This window comes from Nocardiopsis endophytica, from assembly GCF_027706725.1.
In the GTDB taxonomy this organism is placed as follows: domain Bacteria; phylum Actinomycetota; class Actinomycetes; order Streptosporangiales; family Streptosporangiaceae; genus Nocardiopsis_A; species Nocardiopsis_A endophytica.
Map to the genome: position 1 here is coordinate 56,512 of NZ_JAQFWQ010000017.1, position 18,155 is coordinate 74,666.

At 73.5% G+C, this 18,155-nt stretch carries 12 protein-coding genes; 10 read left to right on the top strand and 2 right to left on the bottom strand.

The genetic code is table 11. The annotated features are described in order from the left end of the window. Positions 1-6: 6 nt before the first annotated feature. The 7 genes from drmC to O4J56_RS08470 all read left to right on the top strand — a co-directional run bounded on the left by drmC (position 7) and on the right by O4J56_RS08470 (position 12,929). On the top strand, positions 7-795 hold the full coding sequence (drmC, locus tag O4J56_RS08440; RefSeq protein ID WP_270684912.1) for a DISARM system phospholipase D-like protein DrmC: 789 nt from the start codon (positions 7-9) through the stop codon (positions 793-795). Then, positions 792-2,600: an N-6 DNA methylase gene (locus O4J56_RS08445; protein WP_270684913.1), complete on the top strand. Its 1,809-nt coding sequence runs from the start codon at positions 792-794 to the stop codon at positions 2,598-2,600. Before drmC ends, O4J56_RS08445 begins: the two co-directional genes overlap by 4 nt. Continuing rightward, complete coding sequence (locus O4J56_RS08450) at positions 2,597-4,258, top strand: serine/threonine-protein kinase (RefSeq protein WP_270684914.1); 1,662 nt, start codon at positions 2,597-2,599, stop codon at positions 4,256-4,258. The genes O4J56_RS08445 and O4J56_RS08450 overlap by 4 nt, the downstream gene beginning before the upstream one ends. Positions 4,259-4,326: 68 nt before the next feature. Further along, positions 4,327-6,426, top strand: coding sequence for a UvrD-helicase domain-containing protein (locus O4J56_RS08455; protein WP_270684915.1), 2,100 nt, complete (start codon positions 4,327-4,329; stop codon positions 6,424-6,426). Positions 6,427-6,477: 51 nt separating this feature from the next. Next, complete coding sequence (locus O4J56_RS08460) at positions 6,478-8,766, top strand: GmrSD restriction endonuclease domain-containing protein (RefSeq protein ID WP_270684916.1); 2,289 nt, start codon at positions 6,478-6,480, stop codon at positions 8,764-8,766. Positions 8,767-9,247: 481 nt separating this feature from the next. Next, entirely contained in the window at positions 9,248-10,255 is a 1,008-nt protein-coding gene (locus O4J56_RS08465; protein WP_270684918.1) for an endonuclease/exonuclease/phosphatase family protein, read from the top strand. Positions 10,256-10,340: 85 nt separating this feature from the next. Continuing rightward, complete coding sequence (locus tag O4J56_RS08470) at positions 10,341-12,929, top strand: penicillin acylase family protein (RefSeq protein ID WP_270684919.1); 2,589 nt, start codon at positions 10,341-10,343, stop codon at positions 12,927-12,929. 128 nt (positions 12,930-13,057) lie between these two features. Here the strand turns inward: O4J56_RS08470 and O4J56_RS08475 are convergent, their stop codons facing one another. After that, a complete protein-coding gene (locus O4J56_RS08475; protein ID WP_270684921.1) occupies positions 13,058-14,251 on the bottom strand; it encodes a cation:proton antiporter in 1,194 nt (397 codons plus the stop codon). Between the two features lie 88 nt (positions 14,252-14,339). Further along, positions 14,340-15,512, bottom strand: coding sequence for an FAD-dependent monooxygenase (locus tag O4J56_RS08480; protein ID WP_270684922.1), 1,173 nt, complete (start codon positions 15,510-15,512; stop codon positions 14,340-14,342). Positions 15,513-15,767: 255 nt separating this feature from the next. Between O4J56_RS08480 and O4J56_RS08485 the strand changes: the two genes are divergently transcribed. From O4J56_RS08485 to O4J56_RS08495, 3 genes are all read left to right on the top strand, one after another. Continuing rightward, positions 15,768-16,739, top strand: a complete 972-nt coding sequence (locus tag O4J56_RS08485; RefSeq protein ID WP_270684923.1) for a bile acid:sodium symporter family protein — start codon at positions 15,768-15,770, stop codon at positions 16,737-16,739. Between the two features lie 169 nt (positions 16,740-16,908). Beyond that, the gene (locus tag O4J56_RS08490) at positions 16,909-17,847 is read left to right on the top strand and encodes a chymotrypsin family serine protease (RefSeq protein ID WP_270684925.1); all 939 of its coding nucleotides are present in this window, start codon (positions 16,909-16,911) and stop codon (positions 17,845-17,847) included. Then, positions 17,844-18,107: a hypothetical protein gene (locus tag O4J56_RS08495; RefSeq protein WP_270684926.1), complete on the top strand. Its 264-nt coding sequence runs from the start codon at positions 17,844-17,846 to the stop codon at positions 18,105-18,107. The genes O4J56_RS08490 and O4J56_RS08495 overlap by 4 nt, the downstream gene beginning before the upstream one ends. Positions 18,108-18,155: the final 48 nt, after the last annotated feature.

Consider the following 18,155-nt stretch of genomic DNA (forward strand, 5'->3'; position numbering starts at 1 on the left):
GCGGGGATGAGCGATCCGCTGGACAGACCGGGCCCACCCGCGTTCGAGGCGGCGGCGGCCCAGGCCGCCCCCCGCCTCGGCGGCGCGCTGCTGCGCGAGGTGGCCGACCGCATCGCGGGCGGCTGGCCCGACCAAGCGATCCTGGGCTCCTCACGGGACGCCGGCGCCGTCGCGCCGCTGCTGGAGGCCCGCAGGTCCGGCGCCGTGCCCCAGGCGGAGGCCGCGGCCTACCTGCGGGGCCTGGCCGCCGGGTACGTCCGGGGCAGCGGCGCGGTCTCCGTGGAGACGGTGTGGAGCGGACCGGCCAGCCACGCCGTTCCCATCCGGGCGACCGCGCAGGCCTTGTTGGAGGTCGTCGAGGAGGCCCACTCCGAACTGGTGCTGATGACCTACTCGGCCCGGCGCAACGACGCCATCCGCGGCGCCCTCGCCTCCGCGGCGGGGCGGGGCGTGCGCATCGACGTGGTGGTGGAGACGCTCGAAGGGGCCGGCAGCGCCTTGGGCGGCGACGAGCCCGGGGCCGCCTTCGCCGGGCTGGACGGGGTCGACCTGTGGCACTGGCCGACCGCGCTGCGCGAGGAGAAGGGCGCCAAGTCGCACGCCAAGCTGGCGGTGGCCGACCGGCGGGTCCTGCTGGTCTCGAGCGCCAACCTGACCCAGTCGGGCGTGGCCCGGAACATCGAGGCCGGCCTGCTCGTGCGCGGGGGCGATGCCCCTCGGCGGGTGGCCGAGCACATCGCCGAGCTGCGGGCGCGCAAGGTGCTCGCGCCGCTGGCGACGGGCGGTGCGGCGTGAGCGGGCCCGCGGTCGTCAGTGCCGCCGACATCGCCCGGCTCACGGGCGTCGGGCGGTCGGCGGTCAGCAACTGGCGCCGCCGTTTCGCCGACTTCCCCCGGCCCGTCGCCGGGGCGCCGACCAACCCGCTGTTCGCCATGGACCAGGTCGAGCGGTGGTGCCTGGAACGAGGCAAGCCGTTCGAGGCCGACGACGTGGACCGCCTCTGGCAGCGGGTCCAGGCGGAGGTGGAAGGGGTCCGGCTCGCCGAGTTCATCGCGCACGCGGGTGCGTCCCTCATCAGTCCGCGCGGCACCGCCCTGCCCGAGCCGCCGCAGGAGTGGAGCCCGCTCTTCGACGAGCTCGCCAGGGCGGCCGAGCGCGCCGCGGAGGACGGCGCCGGCGGTGCGAGCGGCGTCTTCTCCCGCCTGTGCGAACGCTTCCGGGCCGCCCGCGAGCGGGCCTCGGAGGTGGACCCGGAAGTGGCCGAGGCCATGGCCGAACTCGCGGGCATCGAGCGCGGCTCCTCGGTGTTCGACCCGGCGTGCGGGACGGGCGTGCTCCTGCGGGCCGCCGCCGCCCGCGGGGCCTCGGTGCTCTGGGGCCAGGACCGTGAGCCCGCGCACGCCGAGATCACACGCGCACGCCTGGTCCTCATGGGCGGCGAGGTGGAGGTGGCCGCCGCCGACTCGCTGAGGGACGACGCCTTCAGTGACCGGCGGGCCGACGCGGCGCTGTGCGACCCTCCCTTCCGCGACCGCCACTGGGGCTGGGAGGAGCTCGCCGACGACGACCGCTGGGCCTATGGGACCCCGGCGCGCGGCGAGAGCGAGCTGGCGTGGGTCCAGCACTGCCTGGCCCGCGTCCGGCCGGGCGGTGTCGCCGTGGTGCGGGTCCCGGCCTCGGCGGCCCACCGCCCCTCCGGACGCCGGGTGCGCGAGGCCCTGGCGTCGTCGGGGGCGCTGCGCACCGTCGCCGAGCTCCCCGGCGCCCAGTCCCTGGTGTGGGTGCTCGACCACCCCGATGAACAGGCGGGACGGCCGTCCGCGGATGTGGAGTTCGTCCGCGGCCTGCTCACCGCCGAGGGGGCCTGGTCGTCCTTCCTGGACCGCGCGGAGCTGCTGGGCGCGGCCGACCTGCGGCCCTCCAGCCACGTCACGCCGGGCACCCCGGAATCCTCCTACGCGAAGGGGCGCGCGGCGCTGCTGGCGGCCCTCCACGACCTGGCGAAGGCCCCTCCGGAACTCGCCCCGAACGATGTCCCCTCCGCCGCCGCGAGCATCGCGGAACTGGTCGGCGATGGGGTGGTGGAGGTGCAGGCCGCCCCCTTGGCGGCCCCGGCCGACCGGGGCACCGTCCCCCTGCTCACCCACAAGGACCTGCGGGAGGGGCGGGAGCCCACCGGCCGGACCACCGAAGAGCCCGGACGGGTCGTCCTGCGGCCGGGCGATGTGGTCGCATCCGCCTCGGGGGACGCTCCGCCCCGGGTCGCCGGGGAGGCGGAATCGGGGGCCGCGATCGGCGCCAGGCTGGTCATACTGCGCACCGACCCCGAGCGGGTGGACCCGCACTACCTGGCGGCGGCCCTCTCCTCCGGCCCCGTCCACAGGTTCCGCGGCGACCCCCTCAAGGCCCGCATCGCCGTGCTTCCGTTGGACAGGCAGCGCGCCCACGTCCGGGCGCTGCGAAGACTCGCCGACACCGAGCGGCGCCTGGCGCGTGTGGCCGAACTCGGCGCCCGCGTCGTCGACGCCGGACGGTGCGGCCTGTCCGACCGTGCCCTTGCCCCCGCGATCCCCCGTGCCCCCGAGGAGACACCCCCATGAGCGGCGACGCCCACGGCCCCAGTCCCCTGCTCGCCGAGCGCTATGAGCTGAACCCGGTCCCGATGGCGCGGGGCGGGATGGGCGAGGTCTGGGAGGGCCACGACACCCGCCTCGACCGCGAGGTCGCCGTCAAGTTCATCCGCTTCCCCGATGGGGAGCGCAACGACGACCTGGTGCGCAGGTTCGTCCGGGAGTCCCGCATCACCGCGCGGCTGTGCCACCCCGGCGTTCCCGCCGTCTACGACGCGGGGACCGAGGACGGGCGCCCCTACCTGGTGATGCAGCGCATCCACGGGATCAGCGTCGCCGACCTGGTCGCCGAGCAGGAGCGGCTGCCGGTGGGCTGGGCGGCGGCGATCGCCGCCCAGGTGTGCGCGGTGCTCACCGCCGCGCACCGCCGGTCGCTGGTGCACCGCGACCTCAAGCCCGCCAACCTGATGCTGGAGCCGGACGGCACCGTCAAGGTGCTCGACTTCGGACTGGCCGTGGCTCTGGACCGGTCGGACGGCTCGCGGATCACCCGGACGGGCGACTCGCCCGGCACGCCCGCCTACATGGCGCCCGAGCAGGTCATGAGCGGCATGAGCACGCCCCAGACCGACCTGTACTCGCTGGGCTGCACGCTGCACGAGATGCTGACCGGCCGCCGCGTGTTCACCGGGTCCACCCCGTTCGCCGTCATGCACAAGCAGGTCCACGAGCGCCCGCGGCCGGTACGGGAGCTGCGCCCGGACGTGCCCGCCGACCTGGACGCGGTGATCGACCTGCTGCTCGAGAAGCGGCCGGAGGACCGCCCCGCCGACGCCGGCGAGGTGTACCGGCGCATGCTCGACTTCGCTGCGGGCCTGGGCCCGATCCCCGGCGTGCTCGACCCGCCGGCGGTGCCCAGCCCGACGCGCATGCAGGCCTCCGTCCTGGAGAGGGTCTTCTCCGAGACGCTTCCGGACGGCGGCGCGGGGAGCGGCGAAGGGGATCCGGCGCGCACAGAGGGGGCGACCGGCGCGGACGGGGGCGTGGGCGGTGCGCAGGCTCCCGGAGGCCGCCCTGAGACCGCACCCGAGACCGTGAGCGTGTCGATGACGCGCCCGGACATCGCCCGCGCGCGGTCCGAGGCGGCGGCGCTGGCCGGGTCCTCCCGGTACCGGCAGGCCGCCGACGTGCTCGAAGCCGCCGCGGCCACGGCTCGGGCGGTCTTCGCCTCCGACGACACCGACGTCATCGCACTGCGCACGGACCTGGCCAACGTCCTGTTCGAAGGCGGCGACTTCCGGGCCGCCGAACCGGTCTTCTCGGCGCTGGCGGCCGACCTCGCCCGTTCGCAGGACCCCTCCGACGTGTCCCTGGTGTTCCGCTGCCGCCTCCAGGCCGCCACCTGCCGCGCGCTGGCCGGGGAGACGGGCCCGGCCCTCACCGGCCTCAAGGCTCTGCTCGTGGACGAGGAGCGCACCTACGGCCCGGACGACCCCCGCCCCTTGGAGCTGCGGCGGCAGATCGGCCTCCTCCAGCGGGGCGTCGGCGAGCACGCCGCGGCCGATGCCACGCTGCGCGCTCTCGCGAAGGACCTGCTGCGCATCCACGGACCGGACCATCCGGGCCTCGAGCAGATCTCCGATCTCCTCGACCCCCCGCTCTACGGCGGCGACACGACCGCCCCATAGCCGTACCGCCGCGCCGCCGCGCCGCTCTTCTCCCCCCCCCGGCCCCGGTTCAGAAAGTGAGACCCCCCATGGCGAACCTCGCCATCCACCGCACCCTGCTCCGCGAATTCGGGTCCCTGGAGAAGCCCGTACAGGAGCGGGTGAGCGAGGTGTTCTCCAAGTTCGAGAACGCGACCCACGCAGGACTGCACCTGGAGAAGGTCAACGGCGCGCGGGACGACCGCATCCGCACCATCCGCATCGACAGGTACTGGCGCGGCGTCGTGCTCGCCCCCGAGTCCGGCGACACCTACACACTGCTCAAGGTCCTCGGCCACGATGAGGCCTACACGTGGGCGGAGCGCAGGAGGGCGTCGGTCAACACCGCCACCGGCCGCATCGAGATCCGCGACGCCGAGGCGATCGACAGTTCACTGCCCCAGCTCGCCCGGATGGCCGAGAGTGCCCCCGAGCGCCTGTTCGACGGGGTGGGCGACGCCGACATGCAGCGGCTGGGCGTGGACGAGGAGACGCTGCGCTTCGCCCGCGCGCTGACCGACCCCGTCCAGTTGGAGGCGGCGAAGGGCTTCCTGCCCCCGGTGCAGTGGGAGGTGCTCTACGGCCTGGCCAGCGGCATGACCGCCGACGAGGTCTGGGAGGAGATGAGCGCGTCCATCACCGCCGAGCGGATCGACCCCGACGACCTGGACGCCGCCGTGCGCCGCAGCCCCGACCGCGTCGTCCTGGTCGACGGTCCCGACGAGCTGATGGCGGTGTTCGCCCGCCCGTTCGACCTGTGGCGCGTCTACCTGCACCCGATGCAGCAGCAGGTGGCGCAGGCCCGGTACAGCGGCCCCGCGCGCGTCACCGGCGGCCCGGGGACGGGCAAGACCGTCGTGGCCCTGCACCGCGCCCGCACCCTGGCCGAGCGCGGGGAGGGGCCGGCGCTCGTCACCACCTTCACCTCCACGCTGGCCGACTCCTTGTCGGCGGGGCTGAAACTGCTCGCCGACGACGCCCGGACCGCCGAGGCCCTGGAGAACGTCACGGTCGAGCACGTGGACCGTCTTGCGCACCGGGTCTTCCGCGAGGTTCACGGACAGCCCGCGCTCCTGCGGCCCGAGCGCGAGAGGAAGATGTGGAGCGAGATCGCCGAGCGCCTCGGGGTGCCGTTCGGCCCCGGTTTCCTAGGCGAGGAATGGCGGCAGGTCGTCATCGCCCAGGACATCTCCGATGCGGAGGGGTACCTGGGGGCCAAGCGCACCGGCCGGGGCAGGCGTCTCGGCGCCACCCAGAAGGCCCGGGTCTGGCAGGCGGTGTTCGAGTTCGAGCGCGCGCTGGAGAAGGACGGGCTGTGGACGCACGAGACGGTGTGCGCCGAGGCCGCGCGCATCCTCGCCGAGAGGGACGACAAGCCGTTCCGGCACATCGTGGTCGACGAGGCCCAGGACCTCAGCGCCGAGAAGTGGCGCCTGCTGAGGGCGGCGGCCCCCGAGGACCATGACGACCTGTTCATCGCCGGAGACACCCACCAGCGCATCTACCAGCACCGGATCAGCCTGCGCGACATGGGCATCGCCGTGGCCGGGCGCTCGGCCCGGCTGCGGATCAATTACCGCACCACCGCCGACATCCTCGCCTGGAGCCTGGAGCTGCTGCACGGCGAGGCGATCGACGACATGGACGGCGGCTTGGAGACGATCGCCGGGTGCCGCTCGGAGGTCCGCGGCCTCGCGCCCCGGACCACGGGCTACCCCGACCGGGCGGCTGAGCTGCGCGGAGTGGCGGCGACCGTCCGCGAATGGCTGGACTCCGACATCCTCCCCGGTGAGATCGGCATCGCGGTCCGCTCGAACCGCCTGGTCAAGGAGGTCTCCGACGCCCTCCAGGGGGCGGGGATCCCGGCCACGGCGCTCGCCGGCGGCCACTCCGACGCCGAGCGCGTCTCGGTGGGGACGATGCACCGGATGAAGGGGCTGGAGTTCCGGTGCCTGGCGGTCGCGGGCGCGGACGCCGGCCAGGTCCCCGCGGCCGCCGCCGTCACCTCCGAGGACGAGGACCCGGGGGCGCACGCCGCCGACCTCCTGCGCGAGCGCTGCCTGCTCTTCGTGGCCTGCACCCGCGCGCGCGAACTCCTCAGCGTGTCCTGGCAGGGCGAGCCCAGCCCCTTCCTGCCCGCGGCGCGGTGATCCGAGCACGACGCACGAACAACAGACGGACGATCCGCCGAAAGGTCGGCCATGGCCAAACTCTCCACCCTCCTCGATCAGATCGACGCCGGGACGGTGCTGCTCCCGGAGTTCCAGCGCGGCTACGTGTGGAACCGCGACCAGGTTCGCGGGCTCATGCGGTCGGTGTACCGGGACCACCCGGTCGGCGGTCTCCTCCTGTGGGAGACCAGCGCCTCGGACGTGTCCGTCCGGGGCGGCGTCGCCGGTACGGGCACGCACCTGATGCTGCTGGACGGCCAGCAGCGCGTCACCTCCCTTTACGGGGTGGTGCGGGGGAAGCCGCCGGCGTTCTTCGACGGCGACCAGCGCTCCTTCACCGACCTGTACTTCAACGTGGACTCCGAGACCTTCGAGTTCTACGCGCCCATGCGGATGGCCGGGGACGACCTGTGGGTGAACGTCACCGAGCTGTTCAATACCGGGCTGGCGCCCTTCGTGCAGACGTTCGCCGCATACCCGGAGAGGTTCAACGTCTACGTCGAGCGCCTCAACCGGCTCCACCAGATCACTGAGAAGGAGTTCCCCCAGGAGAAGATCACCGGCGCGGACCGCACGGTCGACGAGGTCGTCGAGATCTTCAACCGGGTCAACTCCGGCGGGACGAAGCTCTCCAAGGGGGATCTGGCGCTGGCGCGGATCTGTGCCCTGTGGCCCGAGGCCCGCGAGAAGATGCGGGCGCACCTGGACGACTGGAACACGGCCGGGTTCGACTTCTCCTTGGACTGGCTGCTGCGCAACGCCACGGCGGTCGTCACGGGCCGGGCCATGTTCAGCTCCTTGGAGAACGTGGAGGCCGAGCCGTTCCAGCGCGCGCTGGCCCAGTCGGTCGAGTACATCGGCGCCTTCCTCGACGCGGCCTCCGGGCGCCTCGGCCTGGACCACGACCGGGTCCTGATGGGGCGCTACGCGGTGCCTGCGGTGTCCCGGCTGCTGTCCCTGGAAGGCGGGGCCTTCCAGGACGCACGCCACCGGGACAAGGTGCTGTACTGGTACGTCCACTCCGCGCTGTGGGGCCGGTTCAGCGGGTCGACGGAGACGCACCTCCAGCAGGACTACGACGCGCTCGCCCGTGACGGGGTCGACGGGCTCATCGCCAACCTGGAGCGCTGGCGCGGCGGCAGCCTGGACATCAACGCCTACGACTTCGAGGGGTCGACGCGCGGGTCGCGCTTCTACCCTCTGCTGTACATGCTGACCCGGGCGACCGGCGCACGCGACTTCGGCAGCGGGCTGGAGCTGAAGGCCGAGATGCTCGGCAAGCACTCCTCGCTCCAGCTGCACCACATCTTCCCCAAGGCGCTGCTGCGCGGAGGCTATGAGCGGGGGCAGGTCAACGCGATTGCCAACTTCTGCTTCCTGACGCAGAACACCAACCTGGAGATCGCCGACCGGGCGCCCGAGGAGTACCTGGCCGAGGCGGAGGAGCGGTTCCCCGGCACCCTGGCCTCGCAGTGGATCCCCACCGATCCCGACCTGTGGAAGGTCGACCGCTACCTGGACTTCCTGGAGGCCCGCCGGGAACTGCTGGCCGGGGCCGCGCGCTCCTTCCTGGCCGAGCTGCGCTCCGGCGGGCGGGACGGCGGCGCGGAGCTGGGCCCCGTGACCCTGGTCGCGGACCAGGCCGAGGACGACCCCCGAGCGGTGCAGGTGCGCGAGCTGGTCGACGAGCTGCTGCGCCTGGGGTGTGCCGAGCCGCGGCTCGACGCCGGGATCGCCGACCCGGTCACCGGACGGGAGCTCGCCGTCGCCGAGGCCTACTGGCCCGACGGCCTCCAGCCCGGCCAGGGCGGCCCGGTCGTGCTGGAGCTCGACCCTGAGCAGGCCGACCTGCAGCGCCTGCGGGAGCTGGGCCATGAGGTGTTCACCTCCCCCGACGCCCTGCTGGGCTTCGTCAACCGCCGCAACGCCGAGGCGGCGGGAGAGGAGGGCGAAGGCTCCGACGGGACCGGGGCGTCGTCGGCCGCCGATGGGCCGGCGGAGCCCGACGGGGGCGGACCGGAACTGCTGAAGCGGTTCGACCGGGCGATGCGGGACATCTACGACCGTGCGAGGAAGGAGGCGGGTTACACCGCGACCTACTTCCTCGGCATGCTCGCCGACCGCGGCCCCTTGGAGACGGCGCGCAGGCTGCTCGCCTCCCCGGCCGTGTCCGACGGCTTCGCCTCCCTGTGGGAGCGGGGCCGCCTCGACCTGACGGTGGAGGCGCTCGTCTGCCGCCCCGAGTACGCCCCCCTGTTCAGCGAGCCCGAACTTTCCCGCGCACGGACCCGGCTGGAGCAGTTCGGCTACCGCGTCTGAGGGCGGCCGTCCCGGTCGGTGCGGGCGGTGCCCCGATGTAGACCACCTTCTCCGGTTCCAGGGAAAAGCGATCGATGATCTCCTCGAGAATGGCGATGTCCGGCTTGAGGAGACCGGACGGCACATGGAGGTGGTCGGTCGCCGTCAATCCGTACTCCTCTTCCGGGTAGCGCCTCAAGTCCTCCGGCATCACGTCGTCCGGGAAGTCGTGTCGGGTGAGGAGTACAGGATGTCGACCATGCCGTCGAGCCCGGTCTCCCGCATTCGCCATTCCGTCCAATAGGCGATGGATTCGGTGTAGGCAACGACCGGAACACCGCGGCGGCGGACCTCCCCAAGCGCCTCCTCCACACCACGGTACAGGTGGATCGAGCGGCCGGGGATGCCCCCGTGTTTACACGGCACGCCCGGGCGCGCATGCTGGGGTGGCCGGGGGTACGGGCAGGAGGAGTCACACCGGGGGGAGGAAGCGAGGCCTCACATGGCCGCGATCCATGTCGCCTGGTGGAACGTCGAGAACCTGTTCGATGTCGAGGGGTCCCCGCGGCGGACCGAGAAGCTGGAGCGGGTCCTCGGGGCGTCGCTGGAGGGGTGGACCGCATCGGTCCTCGACCGGAAGGTCGACCGGCTGGCATCGGTCGTCGCGGGCATGAACGGCGGGCGCGGCCCCGACCTGCTCGGGGTCTGCGAAGTGGAGAACGAGCACGTTCTGCGCCTGCTCGCCGAGGCCGTCCGCTCCCGTTCCGGCCGCCCCTACCGGGTGGTGCACGCCGACACCACCGACCGGCGGGGCATCGACATCGCCCTCCTCTACGACCCGGACCTCCTGGAGGTGCCGCCCGACGCCGTCTTCCAGCACGTCGTCATGCGCCGCACCGGCACCCGGGAGATCCTCCAGGTCAACTTCCGCACCCGTGCGGGGACGACCTGGACCGTCTTCGGCAACCACTGGCCCTCCCGGAGCGGAGGACGGTGGGAGTCGGCCCCCTACCGCGCCGTCGCCGGGGAGACCCTGGCCTACTTCCACCAGCGCGCGCTGGAGGTGCACGGTCCCCGGACCCCGGTGCTGGCGATGGGGGACTTCAACGACGAGCCCTTCGACGCGTCCCTGGTCCAGCACGCCCTCAGCACCCGCCAGCGCGCGAAGGTGCTCAACGCGACGTCGACCCCGCGCCTGTGGAACCTGATGTGGCCGCCTCTGGGCGGTGAGGCACCCGACGGATCCGCCGGCGCGCCCACGGGGACGTTCTACTTCAACAACTTCGCCAACATGCTCGACCAGTTCATGGTGAACCGGAACATGGTGACCCGGGGATCGGCGCTGAGGGCGGTCCCCGAGTCGGTCCGGATCGTCCATGAGCCCGAGGACATGGTCTCGACGGGCGTCTACCCCTCCCCCGTCCGCTTCGGCGGAGCGGGAAAGCCCATCGACCCGAACGGCTACGCGGACCACTTCCCCATCGCCATGGAGGTCCGGGCCGACGCGTGATCCGGCCTGCGCGGCACCGCGGACGGCGGCCCGCGCCCGCCACCCCGACCTTCGCCCTCCCGACCAGTCGGTCTATATTGCGCATATGGTGCGCATCACACGGCCCATCCGACGATGGGTCCTCATCCCCCTGTCCGTGCTCCTCGCGCTCGCCCTCGTGGCGGGCGGAATCGGGTTCTGGGCCGTCCAGCGCGCCTTTCCCCAGGTGGACGGGGAGCTCGCGGTCCCGGGGCTGGAGAACGAGGTCACCGTGTACCGGGACGGGAACGGCATCCCCCAGATCTACGCCGACACCGCCGAGGACCTGTTCAAGGCCCAGGGCTACGTGCACGCCCAGGACCGGTTCTGGCAGATGCACTTCAACCGGATGACGACGTCGGGCCGCCTGGCCGAGATGTTCGGCGAGGAGCAGGTGGAGACCGACGTCTACCTGCGCACCATGGGCTGGCGCCGCGTCGCCGAGCAGGAGTACGACCTGCTCGAGCCCGAGACGCGTGCCTACCTGGACGCCTACGCCGACGGCGTCAACGCCTACCTCGCCGGGCGCGACGGCGGGGAGCTGGGGCTGGAGTTCTCCGTACTCGCCGCGCTGGCCCCCGACCACGGGGTCGAGGAGTGGACGCCCACCGACAGCCTCGCCTGGCTCAAGGCCATGGCATGGGACCTGCGCGGCAACATGGAGGACGAGATCGAACGCGCCTCCCTGCTGGCGTCCGGACTCGACCGGGGGCAGGTCGAGGAGCTGTACCCGGACTACCCCGAGGACGAACACCCGCCGATCGTGGACGGGGACGGAGAGGACGGCGACGGCGGAGGGGACGGGGAAGGCCGGGAGGAGGACGGGGCCGACGAGTCCCTGGCGCCCGCCGCTCCCCTGCTCCAGGACGTCGGCGCGGGCCTGGAGTCGGTCCCGTCCCTGCTCGGCCCCGCCGGACCCGGCCTGGGCTCCAACTCCTGGGTGGTCTCCGGCGACCACACCGCCTCGGGTCTGCCCGTGCTGGCCAACGACCCGCATCTGGGCCCGCAGATGCCCTCGGTCTGGTACCAGACCGGGCTGCACTGCACCGACCCCGGCGAGGCGTGCCCCTTCGACGTCACCGGCTTCTCCTTCGCCGGGCTGCCCGGCATCGTCATCGGCCACAACGCCGACATAGCCTGGGGCTTCACCAACCTCGGCCCCGACGTCGCCGACCTGTACCTGGAGCGGATCGAGGACGGCGCCGCCATCGTCGACGGTGGGCTCGAGCCGTTGGAGACGCGCGAGGAGACCGTGCAGGTGGCCGGGGGCGAACCGGTCGACGTCACCGTCCGCTCCACCCGGCACGGCCCCGTGCTCTCCGACGCCGAGGCCGCCCTCGACCTGCGCGGGTTCGGGGAGGCCCCGCCGGTCGACGCCGACGGGGAGCAGGTCGAGCGGGCGGGCGCCAAGCCTGAGGACGGCGGCTACGCGGTCTCGCTGTCCTGGACCGCCCTGACGCCCGGCACCACGGCCGACGCCATCTTCTCCATGTCCTCCGCGTCGGACTTCGAGGAGTTCCGCGACGCCGCGCGCTCCTTCGAGGTCCCGGCGCAGAACCTCATCTACGCCGACACCTCCGGCACCATCGGCTACCAGGCCCCCGGGACCATCCCGGTGCGCGGCAAGGGCGACGGCCGCTGGCCCGCACCCGGCTGGGACTCCTCCTACGACTGGGAGGGCTTCATCGACTTCGACGACCTGCCGTCGGTGCGCGACCCCGAGTCGGGCGTCATCGTCACCGCCAACCAGGCGGCCGCCGGGTCGGACTACCCGCACTTCCTCACCGAGGACTGGGACTACGGCTACAGGGCGGCCCGCATCCACGAACTCCTGCAGGAGGAGATCGACGCCGGGACCCAGCTGACCCCCGAGGACATGGTGCGCCTCCAGATGGACAACGCGAACCTCGGCGCGCGCGAGGTGGTGCCGTATCTGGTGGACTTGCACCTGGGCAGCCCTCCCGAGGAGGGCGCGGACCCGGCGGCCGCCCAGGCGCTGCTGGCCGACTGGGACATGGACCAGGACGCCGACTCGGCCGCGGCCGCCTTCTACAACGCCGTGTGGAGCCGCATGCTCGACCTGACCTTCGACGAGCTCCCCGAGGAGTACCCGATGGACGGCTCCTCGCGCGGCTGGCTGGTGATGTCCCGGCTGCTCGAGGACCCGGACTCGCCCTGGTGGGAAGGCGAGGAGGCCGACGGCCGCGACGCCGTGCTCGCCGAGGCCATGAGGCGGGCCGCGGCCGAGCTGTCCGAGCGCTTCGGCGACGACCCGTCGGAGTGGCGCTGGGGTGCGATGCACACCCTCACCCCCACCCACCCGTCACTGGGCACGTCGGGCATCGGCCCGGTCGAGTGGGTCTTCAACGGCTCCCCCGTCGAGACGTCGGGCGGCTCCAGCACGGTGAACGCCACCGGCTGGGACCACACGGAGGGCTATGCGGTGACGTGGGTGCCGTCCATGCGCATGGCCGTCGACATGGCCGACCCGGACACCGCGCGCTGGATCGACCTGACCGGCCCCTCCGGCCACGCCTTCCACCCGGACCGCGGCTCCCAGACCGACGCCTGGGCCGCCGGCGAGACCGTCCCGATGCCCTTCACCCGAGAGGCGGTCGAAAAGGCCGCCGAGAACACGCTCGTGCTCACCCCCTGACGCGGGACCGTCATTCCTGTCCGTTTTCCTGATCCGAATCTCATTCCCTGCGGAGGAGCGCCCCTCCGCACCGTTCTCCGAAATCCGGGGGGGGAGCACAGTGGAACGGGCGGCGCCGCTTTTTGGGCTCACTGGTCTGCGCCTGCCGCGCGCCGCAGGAGGGCTCCCCCTACCTGCGGCAGCACCAGGACGCTCAGCATCGCCGCGCCGACCAGGGACGCGGCAAGTGCCCCGTCCAAGGCCCCGGTCTCCTGGCCGATGGCGGTCAGTACCACGACCAGCGGCAGCGCGGTCGCCGACATCAGGGCCAGCGGGGCCCGCTGCCGCTGTGCGACGTCGCCCTTCGAGAGCAGGTAGTCGGGGCCGCCCCGCACCACCAGGAAGGCGGCCAGGAAGACCGGGACGAGCAGCAGGGAGACCGGGTCGGCCAGCAGGGCCCGCAGGTCGAACCGCACCCCGGTCACCACGAAGAACAGCGGGATCAGGAACCCGAAGCCGACCGCGTCCATCTTGGACTCGACCTCCTCGGCCTCGTCGGGGTGGTTGGCCGCCAGCATCAGCCGGACGATCACCCCGGCGGCGAACGCCCCCAGCAGCGCGTCCAGCCGCATCGTCGCGGCCACCCACACCAGGAGGACGGTGAGCAGCATGCACAGCCGCACCGCCAGCTGCGCGCTGGAGCCCAGGGTCGCCCGGATCAGCCTGCCCAGGCGCTCCGACGGCGGGCGCGTGGCGCGCCACGCCGCCACCCCCGCCAGCAGGAAGAACCCGGCCAGCAGCAGCGTCCCCTCCAGTGGGCGGTAGCCGCTGAGCAGCACGGCGATGAGCACGATGGGACCGAACTCGCCCACGGTCCCCGAGGCCAGGAACCGCGTCCCGAACGCCCCCTGGAGAGCGCCCGCGTCGCGCAGGATCGGCAGTACGGTCCCCAGCGCCGTCGTGGTCAGCGCCAGACCGACGATCAGAGCGGTCTGCGTCCCCCCGAACGCGGCGGCGGCCAGTGCCAGCCCTGCGCCGACCGACACGAGCCAGGCCACCAGCGCGCGCCTCAGCGGCCGCCCCGCGATCCGGGCGAAGTCGATCTCGTACCCCGCCATGAACATCAGCAGCGCCAGGCCGAGGTCGGCGAGCATCGCGATCGCCGCGTCCTCGTGGACGACCCCGAACCCCGCCGGCCCGAGGACGATCCCGAAGACGATCTCCAGGACGGTCGCCGGTATCAGCACCCAGCGCGCGAGATGGTCGCTCACCATGGGCGCCAGGAAGGCCGCCACCAGGATCACGAGCAGCATGCCCAGCGCCTCCGCGCCCGCCTCTTCCACCTGTCCCCCCTCCGCCGAACGCAGAGGAACCCTATGCGCGCAGGTCAGGCCGCCCGGGGTGACACGCCCAAGGCCGGGTGCGGCGGGGTCAGGCCGGGTCGGTGTGCGCTTCGGCGAGCGGGGTGTCCCAGTCCAGCGCGCGCGCCAGGGCCTCCTCCTCCCGGCGGGCGGTCTCCGGGTCCGCCGGGGCCACCGGCCGTTCCCGGCTCATGGCGTGGCTGCGCCGTACGTTCTCTTCGACGCGGTGCCTGCGTGCCCGCTCATAGGCGGCGAGTGCCGCGTCCGCTCCAGGGTTGTCGCGCAGCGCCTTGGCCAGAACCACGGCGTCCTCGGCCGCCATGGAAGCGCCCTGCCCCGTGGCCGGGGAGGCGGCGTGCGCGGCGTCCCCGATGAGGAGCGCCCTGCCCCTCCGCCAGGGGCCGCCGGGCGGGACGTCGTGCGCGTTGGTCGCCATGACGCGGTCCCCCGTCGCCTCCACGATGCGCACCGGCACGGGGGCGTCCCCCAGGGCGGGCACCAGTCGGCGCGCCCACGCCCCGGGCTCCGGAGCCGACAGCTCCCCGCGGGCCAGCTCCCGCGCGCTCAGCCTGGCGAACCAGAACACCTCCCCCTCAGGGGAGACGGTGTACCCGAAGGACCATCCCGTGCCGCGGATCATGTCGATCCGCCCGCGCGCGTGCGGGGGCTCGTGCTCGCGCGTATAGCCGTAGTAGACGTTCTGGCCCGCGTAGCGGCAGCCCGCCGCACCTCCGTGTCCCGGTGCGACGTGCCCCCGCACCGAGGAGCCGAGGCCGTCGGCGCCGAGCAGCACATCGCCGGTCGCCTCGCCGCCGCCGGAGAACACGGCGGCCACGCCCCCGTGCCCGTCGCTCCGCGCGGACGTGAACCGCTCCCTCTGGCGCACGCGCACGCCGCGGCTCAGCGCCTCGTCGTGCAGGGCCCGCCGCAGGTCGGCCCGGCGCAGGCAGCGGAACCGGCTGAGCGGGTCGCCGTCCGTGTCCAGCCGCCGATCGGCGAGCACCTCCCCGCCCGGCCCCGACAGGCGCAGGTCGGTGAGCTCGAATCCGGCCTCGGCCACCCGCTCGGCGGCGCCCAGCCGGTCGAGGGCGCGTATGCCGTTGCCCGCGATGGTGAGGAAGGCGCCGATGTCCTCGCCGCTGCGCGGGTGCGCCTCGTGGACGGAGCTCTGGGCACCGATCCGGTCCAGCGCCAGCGCCGCCGCCAGCCCGGCTATGCCTCCACCGACGATGACCGCGCGCACCGCCGCACCACCTTCCCGAACGTGCCTCAGATCCCGAAAACCGCTGGGCCTGTCCCCGCTCCTTACCCGCCTTCCGGCGGTGTCCCCCCATGCGAGCGGAGATCCAGGCGCGCCCTCAGAGGAGGGCCTGGTCACGCCCCCGGAAGCGACAGCCCCGGCGGAACCGGCGGATCTGCGCCGCCGTAGACTGCCGCGGGTCGGAGGCGCCGTTCAGCGGCGCGGATGCCTCGTTTCGGGTAAGGATGTGGATCGGCCATGGCGCTCCTGGAACGCGTCGCCTCGTTCGTGGGGCGCTGGTTCGCCCTGCTGGTGCTGGCCGGAGCGGTGGTCGGCATGCTCGTACCGGAGCAGTCCGCCGCACTCGCCCCGCACATCGCGCTGCTGCTGGGCGTGATCATGTTCGGGATGGGGCTGACCATGCAGCCCGTCGACTTCGCCATCGTGGCCAAACACCCCAAGGCGGTGCTGCTGGGGGTGGCCGCCCAGTACGTGGTGATGCCGCTGCTGGGCTTCGGGATCGCGCAGCTGTTCGGCTTCGAGCCCCTGCTGGTGGTGGGGATGGTCCTGGTCGGCGCCTCCCCCGGGGGCACCGCGTCGAACGTCATCGTCTACCTCGCCCGCGGCGACGTGGCCCTGTCGGTGGCCATGACCTCGCTGTCGACGCTCCTGGCACCCGTCCTCACGCCGCTGCTGGTGCTGGGGCTGGCCGGGTCGACGCTCCCGGTCTCGGCGGGCGACCTGTTCGTCTCGATCCTGGAGGTCGTGCTCGTCCCCGTGCTGCTGGGCCTGGTGGTCCGGGCCCTGGCGCGCCGCCTGGTGCTCAAGGTGCTGCCGGTGCTGCCACTGGTGTCGGTGGGCGGCATCGTCGTCGTGGTCGCCGCGGTGGTGGGCGCCAACGCCGGGGCCGTCGCCTCGACCGGCCTGCTGCTCGGCGCCGCCGTCGTGCTGCACAACGTGTGCGGCCTGGCGCTGGGCTACGGGGTCGGCCGGGTGACCGGGCTCCCCGAGTCCGCGCGCCGGGCGGTGGCCATCGAGGTCGGCATGCAGAACTCGGGGCTGGCCTCGGCGCTGGCGACCGCGCACTTCGCTCCGCTGGCCGCGCTGCCGGGCGCCCTGTTCTCCGTCTGGCACAACATGTCGGGCGCCCTGGCGGCCACCCTGTGGGCGCGCCGGCCCACCGGGGAGGACGCCGCCGAGGGGGCGGGGGCCGCCCCGCCCGCACATTAGGGGAACCGGCACGGGAGATCAGGCCTCACCGGGGGTACGAAGGCAGTTACCGAGAACGCGGGGCACACCTGAGGGCGCGCACCGCACCTCGGGGCACTACGGTCCGTATCCGGTCGTGAGACTCGGGTAACTTCTGTCCCAGCGGTCCCTCCCACCCCCAGGAGACGCCATGCACCTGGATTCCTGCCGAGAGCTCAAGAACGACCTGCGCGGGCGGATCATCACCGCCGCCGACGTCTCCGCCCCCTACCTGGCCCTGGGGATCAAGGCCGACTCCGAGGACCGGTTCCGGCTCGCGGTGCGGGTGCGGGAGGCGGCGCCCGTCAGCGACCTTCTCGCGCGCATCTCCGGCGACGCCCGCGGCGAGGTCGACGTCGTGGAGGTCGGGGAGATCCGGGCCCTGTCCCCCTTCTCCCCCGAGGAGATGCAGAAGCCGCACCGGCCGCTGGTCCCCGGCTGCTCCGTGGGGCACCCCGACGTCACCGCCGGAACGCTCGGCGCCTTCGTCGAGGTCGACGGCGCCGTGCACGTGCTGTCCAACAACCACGTCCTCGGCAACACCGGCGAGGCGGCCATCGGCGACATGGCGCTCCAGCCCGGCAAGGCCGACCGCGGCCGCGACCCCGCCGACCGCTTCGGCGAGCTCGTCGCGATGAGCGAGCTGAAACGGGACCGGCCCAACCTGGTCGACGCCGCGGTCGCGCGGATCGACGACGGGGTCGGGCACGACGCCGCGCGCTATCCGGGTGGGCCGGTCACCGAGGCCGACCCCGAACCCGGCGGCGCGACCGCGGTGGAGAAGGTCGGGCGCACGACCGGGCACACCCGCGGCCGGATCACCGCCTTCGAGGTGGACGGGCTGCGCATCTCCTTCCCCGGCGGCGAGCTGGTCTTCGACGACCAGCTGGAGGTCTCCGGCACCGGCGGCGCGTTCAGCGCCGGGGGCGACTCCGGGTCGCTGATCTGGACCGACGAGGGGCGGCGCGAGGCCGTCGGCCTGCTGTTCGCCGGGAGCGCCTTCGGCGGCCCCGACGGCACCGGGCTGACCTACGCCAACCCGATCGGCCTGGTGCTGGAGACGTTCGGCGCCCGGCTGGTGGCGCCGTGACGACCCTGCGCCAGGCGCGGCTGGCCAAGGACCTGGTGCGCCGGTGGCTGGGCGCCGACCCGCGGGTGCAGGGGGTGGGCATCAGCGCCGACTCCGAGGCCGGCTTCGCGGTGGAGGTCCGGCTGGAGCGTCCGCTCGACGAGGCGCCGCCGGAGCGCCAGCCGGTCGAGGAGCCCGAGGACGGGCCGGACGAGGTCGTGCTGCGCTGGCGCGTGGTCGGCAGGATCGAGCCCCGGGAGCAGGACCCGGGCCAGGGCTGAGGGCCCTGCCCCGGGACCGGATGCGCCCGGCCCCTGTTCCCCGGGGCC